Below are 15,183 nucleotides of genomic sequence, written 5' to 3'. Positions count from 1 at the left end.
AAACGGACTACATAGAAATGAATTCATCTATTACCATCGTTACAGCATTTTTCGATATAGGACGAGGAAACTGGACGAGTGATAAAGGTTTCTCTCCTCATCTAGAGAGAACATCTGATACCTACATCAATTATTTTAAAAACCTGTCTGAGTTAGATAATGACATGGTTATATTTACATCCTGCGATCTTAAACCAAAAATAGAAAAAATTAGAAATGGTAAACGTACTGTTGTAATCCCCTTAGATATTAATAAAAAATTCCAACACATTAAAAACAGGATTTCTCAGATCCAGAGAAATGATGAGTTTAGAAATAAGCTTGAAACTCGCCAACTAATAAACCCTGAATACTGGTCCTCAGACTACGTACTAGTTTGCAACCTGAAGACATACTTTGTAAATAAGGCAATAGAGTTAAACCTTGTAAATAATAACATGGTTGCATGGATTGATTTTGGTTACTGTCGTAATGCGAAAGTAATAGATGGATTATCTCGCTGGAATTATCGTTTTGACGTCAACAAAGTTAACTTATTCACAGTAAAAAAAGGGTTAACTGCCAAAACGCTTCATCAGGTTTTCGATCACATGATTAATAATCGCTCTTATATTATTGGCGGTGCCATTGTTGCAACACAAAATAAATGGAAAGAATTTTATGAATTGGTTTGCCAGTGCCAAATGACAACGCTTAAAAACAATATTGTGGATGATGATCAGGGTATTTTTATAATGTGCTACCATTATAAACCTCAATTAATCAAACTAAATCATCTCGGTAAGAACCGATGGTTCAATTTGTTTAAATTGTATGGCAGGAATGATTTTGTTTCTTTTTCACGAAGGTTAAAAGTAACACTTATCGGGAAATAAGATTAAATTGTAGACATACACAATACCGATAAAGGTAAAGCTGATGTCTACTATGAGCGAAGAGCGGTAATTAAATATTCGAACACGACATAAATTATCACTCTGCTCGGTTCTGTTTATCAGTCATGATCAATTAACAGTCAGTCGCAATGCTAATTCTTGCGGGTAGGGATCAAAGTAATTCTGCGTCAGCAGATAATCGTCCGGGTATTCCGCCAGATAATGTTTCAGCAACGTCATCGGGGCCAGGATGGGCAGTAGTCCTACGCGGTAATGAAGGATCACCTCGCGCAACTCGCCGCGCTGACGCATTGTTAATTGATTACGGAAGTACCCCTGAATGTGCATAAGCACGTTTGTGTGGTTTTTACGTGAGGCGGGTTTCTTCAGAATTGTCATTAAGTTATCCCGGTAGACCGCAAAGAAAGCCTCCAGATCCTCCCATTCATGCAGTGATGCGACAAATGGGCCAATTTGCCTATACCCGGCCTGATGGTGAGCCAGCAATTGCAATTTATAACGACTATGAAAATCCAGTAGAGCCCGCCGCGTCAGGCCATTTTTGCGCAGCATATTGAGCTCATGTAGCGCGAAAACCCTTTCGACGAAGTTTTCGCGTAGGACCGGATCGTGCAGTCGCCCGTCTTCTTCTACCGGTAGCCACGGATATTTCTCCATCAGCGCGGCGGTAAACAGTCCCACCCCGTCTTTACGCCCGCGATTGCCTTTATCGTCATATAAGCGCACACGTTCCATGCCACAACTGGGGGATTTTGCACAGACGATAAAACCGGACAGTGTGTCCAGCCCTGCCAGATACCGCTGGCAGAAGTCAGCCATTTCGTCGGTCACGTCTTCGTGAGGTGCGTGACTAAAACGCATGCGAATATCCCCGACAGTCGTTTGCACCAGGCGCAGCGCTGGCCGAGGGACAGGCAAACCTATCGCCATCTCCGGGCAAACAGGCTGGAAAGTCACCCACTGGGCTAGTTTCTCCATCGCAAATTCTGCCCGTTTATGCCCGCCGTCAAAGCGGACGGCAGATCCCGTTAAACAACCGCTGATCCCAACGATGGGTTGCATTTTCATGACCTCTTCCTCACTATCGCGTTTTACGGGAGAAGAAAAGCGTCACCGTACCGACGGTGAGGCCAAATTTCTTCATCTCCGTTTTATTAAACAGATGGTTAGCATCCTGCATGTACATCCAGTCGTCAAAATTCAGCAACCAGGTTCTGCCGCTGGCTTTCACATTCATGCTGTAATGCCAGTTGAACGCGTTGCCCGCTGCTTGCCCCTTCGCCACGCCTTCAATGTCACCGGCAGTACCCTCGTAACGATCAGCGCTAACTTTACGGATATGCCACACCCGCTGCTGTTTCTCTCCATCGTCGTACACAAAGCGTTCATTGAGGGTCAATGTGTCTCCCACCACATCGCCGTTAATATCGACATGGAAGCGACGAAGCTGTTTACCGCTGCGGTCCTGAATCATCCCCCATGCTTGCGTTTCTCCCTGAAAATACTGAAAGATATCCAGCGTCGGCTGCTGTTGCCGATAGTCGGCAATTTCAGCGCTACAACCAGCCACCTGCATCAGCAAGGGCAGGCTCAGGGCCAATAAACGTTTCATTTTTCACCTCCAGTAAGCTGCTGACGCAGCTCAGGATATTGCGTGCGGGAACCCAGCCAGACAGAGAGAAAGTTTTCGCTGAACGCCGCCGACTGCGGTGGGCCAAGCGGGATAAAGTGCCTTTGAGCCGCCGAAGCGCGATACCAAAACTTCCCCTGCTTATCTTGCAATACAAAAGCCAGTTGCGTACCTGGCGCGACGTCTGGCCATATCTCACTCAACATGCGAAGCCAGGACTCACTCTGCGCTTCCCGCCCGAGAATACCCTGCGCTCGCCACTGATCGCGGGTGGCATTAACCAGTTCTTGCCGTTCAATATTGCGCTGATAGGTGATAATCAGTGCTTGATCCTCTTTCAGCCCGCGATAGCGCCCATCCGGCGTGCGCAGTTGTGAGGTATAGATCGTGAATGGTCCCCAGGAGAGCGTCGCATCGCCGACTTTCCGCCAGCTTAACCAGTCAGCGGCACCGGCAAAAGGCGCCGTCGCCATGACGCCCAGCAGTATCAATAAGGCAGGTTTCATTAGTGTTTCCCCATGAAAATATGAAAAAACAGCATCAACACCAGCCAGCCCGCCGCCATTAAGCCAACAACAATAAATGTTGGTTCCAGAAAAGTAATGGCCCCCAAACGCTCTCCTATCACATAGGCGATCGGCCCACCACCGGTGGCCATTATGGCCAGCAGCCATCCCGGCAAGGTAGTCGAGCAGGTAAGGTGCGTCCACAGGACAGCGAACATGAGCCAAAGCGCAACCATCCATAACGGCAACAATGCTTCGCCGTGAAAATTAATCAACCCCGTCAACGCCCACAGCGCATCCAGACCACTACCCACCGCTGCCAGCATTAACGCGTACAGACGTTGCGCAGACGGCAGCAAGAAGCAGGCCAGAATAGCCAGCCCAAGCCATAACGCCAGGCCGCGCTCACGAAATAACACCACCATGAGCCAGTACAGATCGAACCCGACAGCCAGGAAAAAGACCTGTAAATGGCGGTTCATGGACGTTCCGCCGTCAGTTGCACCACGCTGATCGTGCGGGCGTTAAAACCGGCTTCGCAGTAGCCGAAGTAGTACAGCCACATACGGCGAAAACGCTCATCAAATCCCAGTTTTTCAATGTCATGCCAGGCGTGAACAAATCCTTGTCGCCAGTGCGCAAGCGTCCGGGCGTAGTCGGGCCCCATATCGAACAGATTACGAACCACAAAGTCAGTATGCTTTGTCATCAGGCCGCTCATCGCGGTGATACTGGGTAAAAAGCCCCCTGAAAAGATATAGCGCTGAATAAAATCAACGCTTTTGCTGTATTCGCGATAGCGCTGATCCTGAATGGTAATGGCCTGAATCGCCAGTTTTCCCCCACGACGCAGTCGCGCCTGGCAGGTACGGAAAAACGTCGGCAGATAACGCTGACCAACCGCTTCGATCATTTCAACCGACACCAGTTTGTCGAATTCCCCGGTCAGGTCGCGGTAGTCGCACAGCAGGACGTTGACTCTCTCCTGTAAACCTGCGCGGGCAATCCGCGCTTTCGCCCAGGCAAACTGTTCCTGAGACAGGGTCGTGGTGGTTACACGGCAACCGTAGTGGCGGGCGGCGAATTCCGCCATCGCCCCCCAACCAGTACCAATCTCCAGCAGGTGATCATTTGCGGTCAGTGCCAGTTGCTCGCAAAGCCGCGCCATTTTGGCCTGCTGAGCCTGCGCTAAAGACTGCTCGGGGCAGGTGAATAATGCGCTGGAATAGAGTAAATCCTCATCAAGAAAGTGCGCGTAAAATGCATTGCCGAGATCGTAATGCGCGGCAATGTTTTCTCTTGCTTGTTGCCGATGGTTGCGACGCGTCCAGTGACGCAAACGCTCGGCAGGTCGGCCAAGCAGGCGAAAACCGCTTTCCAGGCGTCCCAGTAGGGTGCTGTTAAGCGCAAATATTTGCAGTAACGGCGTGAGCTGTTGCGTTTCCCACTCTCCGTCCATCCAGGCCTCAGCCGCTGCAAGACTTCCGCCTATCAGCACCCGCCAGTACACCCTGGGCGAGAGAATATGTACGTCAGCGCGTAATTCAGCTGAAACATCACCAAAATGTAAGGTCTGCTCCCCTTCCCGCACCGTGACAGAACCCTGGCGAAGGCCGCTCAGCATGCGGAAAAGAAGCCAACGCGCCACACGCAGGTTGCGCGGAACATCAGGTTCAAGCGCAAAGACGGGATCGGTCATGATCGTTCACTCCTGCTGACGGGATGGTTGTAGAGAGGGACTCGCTTGAGCCACAGGCGTAGCGCCTGCCAGTAAATCGCGAACACCGTTTTCAGCGTCATCAACGGCAGTCGTAGCAGCAACGCGCGTAAACTCGCCTGCGTCAACGGCTCGCGTTTGAGCATCAGGCTGGCATCAAAAATCTTCTCTGCCTGGTGGTTTTCGATATGCATATGCAGCGTTTTACCCGGCGGGTTAAATCGCCAGTGATAGACCATATCCATCGGGTTAAATGGCGATACATGGAACGCTTTTTCCGACGGACGCTTTTCCTGTGCGTCTACAGCGTAGTAATGTCGCTCATTCCATGGTGTATTGCGGACTTCCGCCAGTACCCAGCGCAGACGCTGTGAACGGTCATAGCAGTAGTAAAAATTGACCGGGTTAAAATGAAAACCGAAATAGCGCAGCTGTGTCAGAAGCATTACACGCCCCCCGGGATGTTCGCCCGTCAGGCAGGCAAGCTTATTCAACACGCTCTCTCTTAACGGTGCCCCCAGCGGGTAATCCGCATCATGAAAAGCGGCCGCGGCGAAGCGATTACATTTCACGCCCACGCCCGGAAGCTGTGCGAGTTCATCTAAATCGAGCCACGCCATAAACACCTGATAACTAAACTGGTGTGTTGCTGGCTGGAGGCGGCGATGGCGCAAAATACCGTGGTACAGGCAGCTGTTCATCTTAGCCCCCCTCTCCTGCGGCAATGCCGTGTACTACATCGAGCGCGCTGCGCACGCCATCCTCATGAAAGCCGTTGTACCAATAAGCCCCGCAGAACCAGGTCCGACGCAGGCCGTTGATCTCAGTGCGGCGCGCCTGCGCGCGCCAGCTGTCGGGATTAAACAATGGGTGCTCGTAGACAAAGCGTCGCCAGACGAATCGCTCGTCAATAGGGGTGTCCGGGTTGAGGGTCACGCAGAATAGCGGGCTTCCTTCGGGTAATCCCTGGAGAATATTCATGTTATAGGTGACGCAGGCGCTGGCGCGATCTTGCCCACTCAGGCGGTAATTCCAGCTTGCCCACGCGCGTTCGCGTACCGGTAACCAGCGGCGATCGCTATGCAATACGACCTCGTTACGCTGCCAGCTAATTGCGCCCAGCACGTCGCGTTCTGCGGGGGTGGCATCACCAAGCACGACCAGAGCCTGCGAAGAATGACAAGCGAAGATCACCTGATCAAACGTCTGTACTGATCCTGCCAACTGGATTTTGACGCCGCTGTCGTGACGAATAACCTGCTGAACAGGCGCATTGAGGTGCAATGCCAGACGCTCACCCAGCTTCGCCAGCATAACGCGAATGTACTCGCGCGATCCGCCTGGCACCACGAACCACTGCGGACGATGCCAGATATCCAGCAGGCCGTGGTGTTCAAAGAAGCGCAAGAACAGCGGCAACGGAAAACGGCGCATCTCCTGTAGCGAAGATGACCAGATGGCTGCGCCCATCGGCAGAATATAATGACGCGCAAAGAACGTACTGAAATGGTGCTGGTCGAGGAAGGTCTGTAGCGTGGCGTTTGCATCGACATCATTCAATGCCCGTTTAGCCAGACGATTAAAACGGACAATCTCTTTCAGCATTCCCCAAAATGCGGGTTTGAGCAGGTTCTGACGTTGGGCGAACAAGGAAGTCAGCGTATGACCGCTGTACTCCATACCGCTTTGCGTATTATGCACCGAAAAACTCATCTGCGTTTTTTGCCCCTGGATACCGAGTTCACTCAGCAAGCCCATAAAACGCGGATAAGTTCGGTCGTTGTAGACGATAAAGCCGCTATCAATTGCGAAATTCCCCTGTGGAGTCGCTATATCTACCGTCGCAGTATGGCCGCCCGGGGTCGACGCCGCTTCAAAAAGCGTCACCTGATGATGTCCGGCCAGACGCCAGGCGCAGGTTAATCCGGCAATACCACTGCCAATGATAGCAATTTTCATGAACGCACCATCCTGCGCAGCAACGCGCGCTGGAGACTCTCAGGCAGCCCGGCCAACAGACGCAGCAACACGCCAAAACCTGTCGGGAAGGCAATACTATTTTTTCCTTTCGCCAGGCCACGGCGAATAGCCTTCACCGCCTGCTCTACACTCACCTGCCCGGGCATAGGAAAATCGTTTTTACGGGTAAGCGGGGTATCAACAAATCCTGGCGAAACGACGGTCACGGCAATCCCCTTTGGCTCCCAGTCCAGACGCAAACTATTGGCAAACCAGGTTAGCGCGGCTTTAGACGCACCATAGGCTTCCGCCCGTGGGAACGGCAGCCAGTGCGCCATCGAACTGACCAGCACCACGCGGTTACCGGAAGTTAACTGCGGCTGAAGCGCTGCCAGGCAGTTGATGGGGCCGTGATAATTCGCCGCCATCACCCGTTCAACCTTCCCTGCATCTATCCAGCCGTGGTCGAGATATTCGCAAGTTCCGGCACAGAGAATAACCAGTTCGGGTTTGCAGTCCGCCAACGCCTGGCGACAGGCGTCCCTGTCTGTCATATCGAACAGCCGTACTGTGATGTTGGCGTGGGATTGGCGCAGTTGTTCCAGCCTTTCGGGATTGCGGCCACAGGCAATCACGTGACAGCCGTCATCGGCCCATGATTTTGCAAGCCCGGCGCCAATCCCAGAACTTGCGCCAGTAATGAGGACAGTCATCATGCGCGCACCCTCCTTTTAACGTGGCGAACGGCCCAACCCAACAGCGGCAGATGCTCATAGAGCATCTCACCGGCATCGTAATAATCACGCTGGCGAAAAATCTTCTCGCCATGTGTCTCGACCATTGAACATCCCGGCAAAGATCGTATTTCTCCGCCAGCAATACGCGGATGCGACCAGTACATTGTCCACGTCACGGCAAACCGCCCGGTCTCACACAGTGGAGGGTCAATGGCAAAACGGCAGGCATTCACATTCGCCAGGAGATGCGAGAAATAGCGCTGAATGGCAAACAGCCCGTTATGTTCCCCGAAGGGATCGACAAGTACCGCGTGCACGTCGTACAACCCGGCAAGCGCGGGGACGGGCTGGCGATCCAAACTGGCGTAGTAATCCACAAACCTGTCGATAACCGATGGCGGTGCGCGCATAGCTCTTACCCTTGTGTGAACCACATTACGTAGGCGGTATAATTAAAACTTACACAAACACTTTAATTTGTCCAAGTTTATACTAATAAATAATTATAAATTCATTTAATTCAACAAATTAAAATTTAGTATTTTTGAGAGAATTTATTCGTAAGCCACTAAGGTAGTGGCCAATCAACACACAAGAAAGGTAATGACAGAGGATTAAAGCGGGATCACTTCGAGGGAGTTGACCTGCTGTTGCCAGAGGTCTATCTGTTTTTTGCGCGCTACGGTGAGTTTGCCGGACGTCACCAACAGCCATTTGCGATCGGGGAAAATTTCAGGCGCAAGCATCGCGGGCGGTACAGGAAGCACATCAATGCGATGTCCCTGTCCAGTGCGACCAAGCGCTTCAAGCCAGATCTCGCAGGGGTCGGTAAGATGCCAGCCTGTAATCAGGTAGTTATCGCCCGGCGCACGCTTATCCCCTTCCAGGCAAAACGAGGTGTAAGAAATAATAATACCATCAAGGATTTCACGCAGCGTCATGATAGCCGGCACGTTAGCTGATACCTGGCTTCGCAGAGGACGCAGCACCTCGCTCACCAGTTCAGGGCGGGGATATTCGCGGCCGGCATCATAAATAAGCTGGCGCAGAGATTCTATTTTCCCTTCGTTCAGGCGCTGCAGCATACTCTCTTGCAGAACGAACCAGTTATTCGTTCGCCGGGCACCAGGGCGGGACAGCAACGGTTTAACCTGGCTTATCGGTACGCCTTTTTTCACCCAATCGAGAATTTTAAGCGCCTGTTGGATATCGTCATCGCTATACAACCGGTGCCCACCATCCGTACGCTGTGGTTTGAGAAGTCCATAACGACGTTGCCAGGCGCGCAGCGTTGTGGCGGTTATTCCACAAAGCCGCGCAAATTCACCGATGGAATAGGACATACAGAGCACCGAATAACCAAGAATACTTTCAATATACTACGAACCACGAGCAACAATCACTTGCAGAAAGAAGATATAAAGCACAAGGGATTGATATCCAGAAATTATTGGAACATAAATCAAGAGAAATGACAGACAAATATCACGACGACAGGGGTAAGGATTGGACTGTTGTCGAAGTAAAAACAGGGTGAGCACGCCTGGTTTTTGGGGAAACGTTTTGGGGAAACGTTTTGGGGAAACAATGTTACAGGCATAAAAAACGGGAACCTCTCGGCTCCCGTTCTCACACAACCCAGAATCTGGATTACATGTTTTCGATGATCGCGTCACCAAACTCTGAACATTTCAGCAGCTTAGCGCCGTCCATCAGACGTTCGAAATCATAAGTTACGGTCTTAGCGTTGATCGCGCCTTCCATACCTTTAACAATTAAGTCAGCCGCTTCAGTCCAACCCATGTGGCGCAGCATCATTTCAGCAGACAGAATGATTGAACCTGGGTTCACTTTATCCTGGCCTGCGTACTTCGGTGCAGTACCATGGGTCGCTTCGAACAGCGCACATTCGTCACCGATGTTCGCGCCTGGCGCGATACCAATACCACCCACCTGTGCTGCCAACGCATCAGAGATGTAGTCGCCGTTCAGGTTCATACACGCAATCACATCGTACTCAGCAGGACGCAGCAGGATCTGTTGCAGGAACGCATCGGCGATAACGTCCTTAACCACGATTTCTTTGCCGGATTTCGGGTTCTTGATTTTCACCCACGGGCCGCCATCGATCAATTCACCACCGAATTCTTCACGCGCTAACTGATAACCCCAGTCTTTGAACGCGCCTTCAGTGAACTTCATGATGTTACCTTTATGTACCAGGGTAACAGAATCGCGATCGTTCGCGATGGCATATTCGATCGCCGCACGAACCAGACGCTTGGTCCCTTCTTCGGAACACGGTTTGATACCAATACCACAATGTTCCGGGAAGCGAATTTTCTTCACGCCCATTTCTTCACGCAGGAATTTAATCACTTTCTCAGCATCTGCGGAGTCTGCTTTCCACTCGATACCCGCATAGATATCTTCGGAGTTTTCACGGAAGATAACCATGTCGGTCAGTTCAGGGTGTTTAACCGGGCTTGGCGTACCCTGGTAATAACGCACCGGGCGCAGGCAGACATACAGGTCAAGTTCCTGACGCAGAGCAACGTTCAGAGAGCGAATACCGCCGCCAACTGGCGTGGTCAGAGGGCCTTTGATGGCAACACGATATTCACGAATCAGATCAAGGGTTTCAGCAGGCAGCCAGACGTCCTGACCATAAACCTGAGTGGATTTCTCGCCGGTGTAGATTTCCATCCAGGAGATTTTACGCTCGCCTTTATAGGCTTTCTTGACAGCAGCATCGACAACTTTGATCATCGGTGGGGTTACATCAACGCCGATACCGTCGCCTTCAATGAACGGGATAATCGGATTTTCAGGAACGTTGAGTTTGCCGTTTTGCAGGGTGATCTTCTTACCTTCCGCCGGAACAACTACTTTGCTTTCCATTCACCTCTCCTTCGAGCGCTTCTGGTTTGCTCGTCTGTCATCGCGCTGCATGTGCATTGGCGTCCTGCTGCACGACTGCGTTAGAGCAATTTTTTGTTAATGATTTGTAATGAGCGTGTCAATACTACCCTATTGTTCGTCGCCATGAAAGACACTCGTTCTTAGGCTATAATGCGGCAATTGATATAATCTGAAAATACCATGCAAAAAACTTCTTTTAGAAATCACCAAGTTAAGCGATTCAGCTCACGACAAGTCACTAAACAGCGTAAAGAAAACCAGCCAAAACGCGTGGTTTTGTTCAATAAACCCTACGATGTTTTGCCACAATTTACTGACGAAGCCGGACGCAAAACGTTAAAAGATTTTATTCCCGTGCAAGGCGTGTATGCTGCGGGTCGTTTGGATCGGGACAGTGAAGGGCTTTTAGTGCTGACCAACGATGGCGCATTACAGGCGCGGTTAACGCAGCCCGGCAAGCGCACGGGGAAAATTTATTATGTTCAGGTTGAGGGAGAACCTACGCCCGAAGCGCTGGAAGCCCTGCGCACTGGCGTAACGCTCAACGATGGCCCTACACTGCCCGCAGGAATTCAAATGGTAGAAGAACCTGCCTGGCTGTGGCCGAGAAACCCGCCCATTCGTGAACGGAAGAATATTCCCACCAGTTGGCTAAAAGTCACCTTATATGAAGGCCGCAACCGTCAGGTACGTCGGATGACGGCGCATGTTGGGTTTCCTACGCTGCGCCTCATACGCTATGCCATGGGCGATTACACACTGGAAAATCTCGCTAACGGCGAATGGCGGGATGCAACTGTATAAGGAAGCTGTATGTTCAAACCACACGTCACGGTCGCCTGCATTGTGCATGCAGAAGATAAATTTTTAGTGGTTGAGGAAACCATCAACGGCAAAGCTTTGTGGAATCAACCTGCCGGGCACCTGGAAGCGGACGAAACTCTGGTGCAGGCCGCCGCTCGTGAGCTATGGGAAGAGACAGGCATCAACGCACAACCGCAGCACTTCATTCGAATGCATCAATGGATTGCGCCAGACAAAACGCCCTTTTTGCGTTTTCTGTTTTCTATCGAACTTGCCAATATGTGCGCTACTGAACCTCATGACAGTGATATAGATTGCTGCCGCTGGGTCAGCGCAGAAGAGATTCTTTCAGCGCCAAATCTGCGTTCGCCGCTGGTTGCCGAGAGCATTCTCTGTTACCAGAGTGGAGAGCGCTATCCGCTGGCAACGATCGGCGAATTTAACTGGCCGTTTACAGAGGGTGTCAAGTAAAGGGCTGCGTGCTAGAATATGCCGCCTTGAAGTTCAATGTCGTGAGTATTCCTATGTCTGAAAGCCCAAAAAAAGTGATCGTCGGCATGTCCGGCGGTGTCGATTCTTCCGTATCAGCCTGGTTGTTGCAACAACAGGGTTATCAGGTAGAAGGCCTGTTCATGAAGAACTGGGAAGAGGACGATGGTGAGGAATATTGCACAGCGGCTGCCGACCTCGCGGATGCGCAGGCTGTTTGCGACAAACTCGGCATTGAACTGCATACCGTTAACTTTGCTGCAGAATACTGGGACAACGTCTTTGAACTGTTCCTGGAAGAGTACAAAGCGGGTCGTACGCCGAACCCGGATATTCTGTGCAATAAAGAAATCAAATTTAAAGCCTTCCTTGAGTTTGCCGCAGAAGATTTAGGTGCCGATTACATCGCCACCGGTCACTACGTACGCCGCGCGGATGTCGACGGAAAAAGCCGCCTGCTGCGAGGGCTCGATGGCAATAAAGACCAGAGCTATTTCCTCTACACGCTCGGCCATGAGCAAATCGCGCAAAGCCTGTTCCCGGTTGGCGAACTGGAAAAACCACAGGTGCGTAAAATTGCCGAAGATCTCGGACTAATTACGGCCAAGAAAAAAGACTCCACCGGTATCTGCTTCATCGGCGAACGCAAGTTCCGCGAATTTCTTGGTCGCTACCTGCCCGCTCAGCCAGGTAAAATCATCACCGTTGACGGTGAAGAAATTGGCCAGCACCAGGGGCTGATGTACCACACTCTGGGCCAACGTAAAGGTCTGGGCATTGGCGGTACAAAAGAAGGGACGGAAGATCCATGGTATGTGGTGGATAAAGATGTTGAGAACAACATTCTGGTTGTCGCTCAGGGTCACGAACACCCACGTCTGATGTCCGTTGGTCTGGTGGCGCAACAGCTGCATTGGGTCGATCGCGAACCGTTCACCGGCACCATGCGCTGCACGGTGAAAACCCGTTATCGTCAGACCGACATTCCGTGCACCGTTAAAGCGCTGGATGCTGAACGTATTGAAGTCATTTTCGACGAACCTGTCGCGGCGGTAACGCCGGGTCAGTCGGCTGTCTTTTACAATGGCGAAGTCTGCCTCGGCGGCGGAATTATCGAACAACGCCTGCCTTTGCCGGTCTAATTATTTACACATTTGATACAAGGAAGCAGTGAACGTGGCAAAGAACTATTATGACATCACCCTCGCCCTGGCAGGTATATGCCAGTCGGCACGCCTGGTGCAAGAACTGGCGCACCAGGGGCATTGTGATGCCGATGCGTTACACGTTTCGCTCAACAGTATCATCGACATGAACCCCAGCTCTACGCTTGGGGTTTTTGGCGGGAGTGAAGCTAACCTGCGACTTGGCCTTGAAACGTTGCTCGGCGTGCTCAACGCCAGCAGTCGTCAGGGGCTGAATGCGGAACTCACCCGCTACACGTTAAGCCTGATGGTACTGGAGCGTAAGCTGTCAGCTGCCAAAGGCGCTATGGACACGCTGGGAGACCGTATCAACGGCTTGCAGCGCCAGTTGGACCATTTTGATTTGCAGTCAGAAACGCTGATGAGCGCAATGGCCGGCATTTATGTTGACGTCATCAGCCCACTCGGCCCGCGTATTCAGGTTACGGGTTCTCCTGCCATCCTTCAGAGCCCGCAGGTTCAGGCCAAAGTACGCGCTTCGCTACTGGCTGGCATTCGTGCAGCAGTGCTCTGGCATCAGGTTGGTGGAGGCCGTCTGCAACTCATGTTTTCTCGTAATCGCCTGACGACTCAGGCAAAACAAATTCTTGCTCATTTAACCCCGGAGTTGTGATCTATGGAATTATCCTCACTGACCGCCGTTTCCCCTGTCGATGGACGCTACGGCGATAAAGTCAGCGCGCTGCGCGGGATTTTCAGCGAATACGGTTTGCTGAAATTCCGTGTACAGGTTGAAGTACGCTGGCTGCAAAAACTGGCCGCGCACGCAGCGATCAAGGAAGTTCCTGCTTTTGCTGCCGACGCAATCGGTTTCCTTGATGCGATCGTCGCTAACTTCAATGAAGAAGATGCTGCGCGCATCAAAACCATTGAGCGTACGACCAACCATGATGTGAAGGCAGTTGAGTATTTCCTGAAAGAAAAAGTGGCTGATATCCCGGAACTGCATGCCGTTTCCGAGTTTATTCACTTCGCGTGTACGTCAGAAGACATCAACAACCTGTCTCACGCGCTGATGCTGAAAACCGCTCGCGACGAAGTGGTCCTGCCGTACTGGCGTAAGCTTATCGACGCAGTGAAAGATCTGTCCGTACAGTATCGCGATATCCCTCTGCTCTCCCGTACCCACGGTCAACCCGCCACCCCATCCACGCTGGGCAAAGAAATGGCGAACGTGGCCTACCGTATGGAGCGCCAGTACCGCCAGCTTAACCAGGTCGAAATTCTCGGTAAAATCAACGGCGCCGTCGGTAACTATAACGCCCACATCGCCGCTTACCCGGAAGTAGACTGGCATCAGTTCAGCGAAGAGTTTGTTACGTCGCTGGGCATCCAGTGGAACCCTTACACCACGCAGATTGAACCGCACGACTACATTGCCGAGCTGTTTGATTGCATCGCCCGTTTCAACACTATCCTGATTGACTTTGACCGCGATGTCTGGGGTTACGTGGCGCTGAACCATTTCAAACAGAAAACTATCGCCGGTGAGATCGGTTCCTCCACCATGCCGCACAAGGTTAACCCAATCGATTTCGAAAACTCCGAAGGTAACCTGGGTCTGTCTAACGCGGTTCTGCAACACCTGGCGAGCAAACTGCCGGTGTCCCGCTGGCAGCGCGACCTGACGGACTCTACCGTTCTGCGCAACCTGGGTGTCGGTATTGGCTATGCGCTGATCGCATATCAGTCCACGCTGAAGGGCGTGAGCAAACTGGAAGTCAATCGCGAGCATCTGCTTGATGAACTGGGCCATAACTGGGAAGTGCTGGCCGAACCTATTCAGACCGTAATGCGTCGCTATGGCATTGAAAAACCGTACGAGAAGCTGAAAGAGCTGACGCGCGGTAAGCGCGTTGACGCCGAAGGTATGAAACAGTTTATCGACGGCCTGGCCCTGCCGGAAGACGAGAAAACTCGCCTGAAAGCGATGACACCAGCCAACTATATTGGTCGCGCCATCACCATGGTTGATGAACTGAAGTAATCTGGTTTGTGCCGGACGGCGGTTTCGTCAGTTCCGGCCTCCAGTTGATGTTATATTGAAGCCGGATAAGCGTCAGCGCCTTCCGGCTTTTTCGCCAGTGATAGCCTCCCTTCCCCCGGTTTATTAAATGTTTATCCCCACGGACACATAATCAGCGTTAGACTATAAAATTGATTTTGTAAATTCAGTAAATACAGTTAATTATCGTAAAATCAATCATTTAATAAAAAACCGTCTTGGGCAATTGCGGGCAATATGAGTCATTTCATTGCCCCAAATCATGCCCCAAACTGATTTTTGCCCCCAAATTTGCCCCCAAAAAAGTAACAAT

17 protein-coding genes and 1 pseudogene are annotated in these 15,183 nt (G+C 51.5%); 7 read left to right on the top strand and 11 right to left on the bottom strand.

Annotated elements, in window-relative coordinates; genetic code table 11:
* Positions 1-17: 17 nt before the first annotated feature.
* Positions 18-875, top strand: coding sequence for a protein YibB (yibB, locus tag JSN25_RS14265; protein WP_121528933.1), 858 nt, complete (start codon positions 18-20; stop codon positions 873-875).
* Positions 876-1,004: 129 nt separating this feature from the next.
* Here yibB and JSN25_RS14260 read toward each other — a convergent pair whose 3' ends face one another.
* The 10 genes from JSN25_RS14260 to JSN25_RS14215 form a co-directional block, all read right to left on the bottom strand.
* A complete protein-coding gene (locus JSN25_RS14260) occupies positions 1,005-1,964 on the bottom strand; it encodes a YbgA family protein (RefSeq protein WP_087857718.1) in 960 nt (319 codons plus the stop codon).
* A gap of 13 nt (positions 1,965-1,977) precedes the next feature.
* Positions 1,978-2,508, bottom strand: a complete 531-nt coding sequence (locus tag JSN25_RS14255; RefSeq protein WP_042308962.1) for a DUF3833 domain-containing protein — start codon at positions 2,506-2,508, stop codon at positions 1,978-1,980.
* Positions 2,505-3,032 (bottom strand): hypothetical protein, encoded by a 528-nt coding sequence (locus JSN25_RS14250; protein WP_042308964.1) that lies wholly within the window; start codon positions 3,030-3,032, stop codon positions 2,505-2,507. The genes JSN25_RS14255 and JSN25_RS14250 overlap by 4 nt, the downstream gene beginning before the upstream one ends.
* A complete protein-coding gene (locus JSN25_RS14245; RefSeq protein WP_159121297.1) occupies positions 3,032-3,514 on the bottom strand; it encodes a DUF2878 domain-containing protein in 483 nt (160 codons plus the stop codon). Before JSN25_RS14245 ends, JSN25_RS14250 begins: the two co-directional genes overlap by 1 nt.
* A complete protein-coding gene (locus JSN25_RS14240; RefSeq protein ID WP_204525041.1) occupies positions 3,511-4,731 on the bottom strand; it encodes an SAM-dependent methyltransferase in 1,221 nt (406 codons plus the stop codon). Before JSN25_RS14240 ends, JSN25_RS14245 begins: the two co-directional genes overlap by 4 nt.
* Positions 4,728-5,450, bottom strand: coding sequence for a DUF1365 domain-containing protein (locus JSN25_RS14235; protein ID WP_159121298.1), 723 nt, complete (start codon positions 5,448-5,450; stop codon positions 4,728-4,730). The genes JSN25_RS14240 and JSN25_RS14235 overlap by 4 nt, the downstream gene beginning before the upstream one ends.
* Before the next feature lies 1 nt (position 5,451).
* Positions 5,452-6,708 carry an NAD(P)/FAD-dependent oxidoreductase gene (locus JSN25_RS14230; protein ID WP_137347156.1) on the bottom strand — a complete coding sequence of 419 codons (1,257 nt, stop codon included), beginning with the start codon at positions 6,706-6,708 and terminating at the stop codon, positions 5,452-5,454.
* Positions 6,705-7,424, bottom strand: a complete 720-nt coding sequence (locus JSN25_RS14225; protein WP_087857722.1) for an SDR family NAD(P)-dependent oxidoreductase — start codon at positions 7,422-7,424, stop codon at positions 6,705-6,707. Before JSN25_RS14225 ends, JSN25_RS14230 begins: the two co-directional genes overlap by 4 nt.
* On the bottom strand, positions 7,421-7,855 hold the full coding sequence (locus JSN25_RS14220; RefSeq protein ID WP_038639921.1) for a nuclear transport factor 2 family protein: 435 nt from the start codon (positions 7,853-7,855) through the stop codon (positions 7,421-7,423). Before JSN25_RS14220 ends, JSN25_RS14225 begins: the two co-directional genes overlap by 4 nt.
* A 204-nt stretch (positions 7,856-8,059) precedes the next feature.
* On the bottom strand, positions 8,060-8,788 hold the full coding sequence (locus JSN25_RS14215) for a MerR family transcriptional regulator (RefSeq protein WP_199966712.1): 729 nt from the start codon (positions 8,786-8,788) through the stop codon (positions 8,060-8,062).
* A 38-nt stretch (positions 8,789-8,826) separates the two neighbouring features.
* Between JSN25_RS14215 and JSN25_RS22115 the strand changes: the two are divergent.
* A pseudogene (locus JSN25_RS22115) lies at positions 8,827-8,982 on the top strand (integrase); the annotation flags it as partial.
* 113 nt (positions 8,983-9,095) lie between these two features.
* On the opposite strand, the gene icd reads toward JSN25_RS22115, so the two are convergent.
* Positions 9,096-10,346 (bottom strand): NADP-dependent isocitrate dehydrogenase, encoded by a 1,251-nt coding sequence (icd, locus tag JSN25_RS14210; RefSeq protein WP_085049549.1) that lies wholly within the window; start codon positions 10,344-10,346, stop codon positions 9,096-9,098.
* A gap of 201 nt (positions 10,347-10,547) precedes the next feature.
* On the opposite strand from icd, the gene rluE reads away from it, so the two are divergent.
* Genes rluE through purB form a run of 5 tightly spaced genes read left to right on the top strand, consistent with a single transcriptional unit; the run spans position 10,548 to position 14,852 of the window.
* Positions 10,548-11,171 carry a 23S rRNA pseudouridine(2457) synthase RluE gene (gene rluE / locus JSN25_RS14205; RefSeq protein WP_069325366.1) on the top strand — a complete coding sequence of 208 codons (624 nt, stop codon included), beginning with the start codon at positions 10,548-10,550 and terminating at the stop codon, positions 11,169-11,171.
* 9 nt (positions 11,172-11,180) lie between these two features.
* Positions 11,181-11,642, top strand: a complete 462-nt coding sequence (locus tag JSN25_RS14200; RefSeq protein ID WP_038639907.1) for an NUDIX hydrolase — start codon at positions 11,181-11,183, stop codon at positions 11,640-11,642.
* A gap of 53 nt (positions 11,643-11,695) precedes the next feature.
* Entirely contained in the window at positions 11,696-12,802 is a 1,107-nt protein-coding gene (mnmA, locus tag JSN25_RS14195) for a tRNA 2-thiouridine(34) synthase MnmA (protein ID WP_003832402.1), read from the top strand.
* Between the two features lie 34 nt (positions 12,803-12,836).
* The gene (hflD, locus tag JSN25_RS14190; RefSeq protein WP_032940122.1) at positions 12,837-13,478 is read left to right on the top strand and encodes a high frequency lysogenization protein HflD; all 642 of its coding nucleotides are present in this window, start codon (positions 12,837-12,839) and stop codon (positions 13,476-13,478) included.
* Positions 13,479-13,481: 3 nt separating this feature from the next.
* Entirely contained in the window at positions 13,482-14,852 is a 1,371-nt protein-coding gene (gene purB, locus JSN25_RS14185) for an adenylosuccinate lyase (RefSeq protein ID WP_204525040.1), read from the top strand.
* Positions 14,853-15,183 lie beyond the last annotated feature (331 nt).

Source organism: Citrobacter cronae (assembly GCF_016893685.1).
Taxonomy (GTDB): domain Bacteria; phylum Pseudomonadota; class Gammaproteobacteria; order Enterobacterales; family Enterobacteriaceae; genus Citrobacter; species Citrobacter werkmanii.
The sequence above is the reverse complement of the archived record's forward strand: the minus strand, read 5'-3'. Positions and strand labels throughout refer to the sequence as shown.

What these genes read in the sequence shown, in the direction of transcription:
- yibB (WP_121528933.1), top strand. Translation starts at nt 18, where the DNA reads ATGAATTCATCTATTACCATCGTTACAGCATTTTTCGATATAGGACGA.
- JSN25_RS14260 (WP_087857718.1), bottom strand. Translation starts at nt 1,964, where the DNA reads ATGAAAATGCAACCCATCGTTGGGATCAGCGGTTGTTTAACGGGATCT.
- JSN25_RS14255 (WP_042308962.1), bottom strand. Translation starts at nt 2,508, where the DNA reads ATGAAACGTTTATTGGCCCTGAGCCTGCCCTTGCTGATGCAGGTGGCT.
- JSN25_RS14250 (WP_042308964.1), bottom strand. Translation starts at nt 3,032, where the DNA reads ATGAAACCTGCCTTATTGATACTGCTGGGCGTCATGGCGACGGCGCCT.
- JSN25_RS14245 (WP_159121297.1), bottom strand. Translation starts at nt 3,514, where the DNA reads ATGAACCGCCATTTACAGGTCTTTTTCCTGGCTGTCGGGTTCGATCTG.
- JSN25_RS14240 (WP_204525041.1), bottom strand. Translation starts at nt 4,731, where the DNA reads ATGACCGATCCCGTCTTTGCGCTTGAACCTGATGTTCCGCGCAACCTG.
- JSN25_RS14235 (WP_159121298.1), bottom strand. Translation starts at nt 5,450, where the DNA reads ATGAACAGCTGCCTGTACCACGGTATTTTGCGCCATCGCCGCCTCCAG.
- JSN25_RS14230 (WP_137347156.1), bottom strand. Translation starts at nt 6,708, where the DNA reads ATGAAAATTGCTATCATTGGCAGTGGTATTGCCGGATTAACCTGCGCC.
- JSN25_RS14225 (WP_087857722.1), bottom strand. Translation starts at nt 7,424, where the DNA reads ATGATGACTGTCCTCATTACTGGCGCAAGTTCTGGGATTGGCGCCGGG.
- JSN25_RS14220 (WP_038639921.1), bottom strand. Translation starts at nt 7,855, where the DNA reads ATGCGCGCACCGCCATCGGTTATCGACAGGTTTGTGGATTACTACGCC.
- JSN25_RS14215 (WP_199966712.1), bottom strand. Translation starts at nt 8,788, where the DNA reads ATGTCCTATTCCATCGGTGAATTTGCGCGGCTTTGTGGAATAACCGCC.
- icd (WP_085049549.1), bottom strand. Translation starts at nt 10,346, where the DNA reads ATGGAAAGCAAAGTAGTTGTTCCGGCGGAAGGTAAGAAGATCACCCTG.
- rluE (WP_069325366.1), top strand. Translation starts at nt 10,548, where the DNA reads ATGCAAAAAACTTCTTTTAGAAATCACCAAGTTAAGCGATTCAGCTCA.
- JSN25_RS14200 (WP_038639907.1), top strand. Translation starts at nt 11,181, where the DNA reads ATGTTCAAACCACACGTCACGGTCGCCTGCATTGTGCATGCAGAAGAT.
- mnmA (WP_003832402.1), top strand. Translation starts at nt 11,696, where the DNA reads ATGTCTGAAAGCCCAAAAAAAGTGATCGTCGGCATGTCCGGCGGTGTC.
- purB (WP_204525040.1), top strand. Translation starts at nt 13,482, where the DNA reads ATGGAATTATCCTCACTGACCGCCGTTTCCCCTGTCGATGGACGCTAC.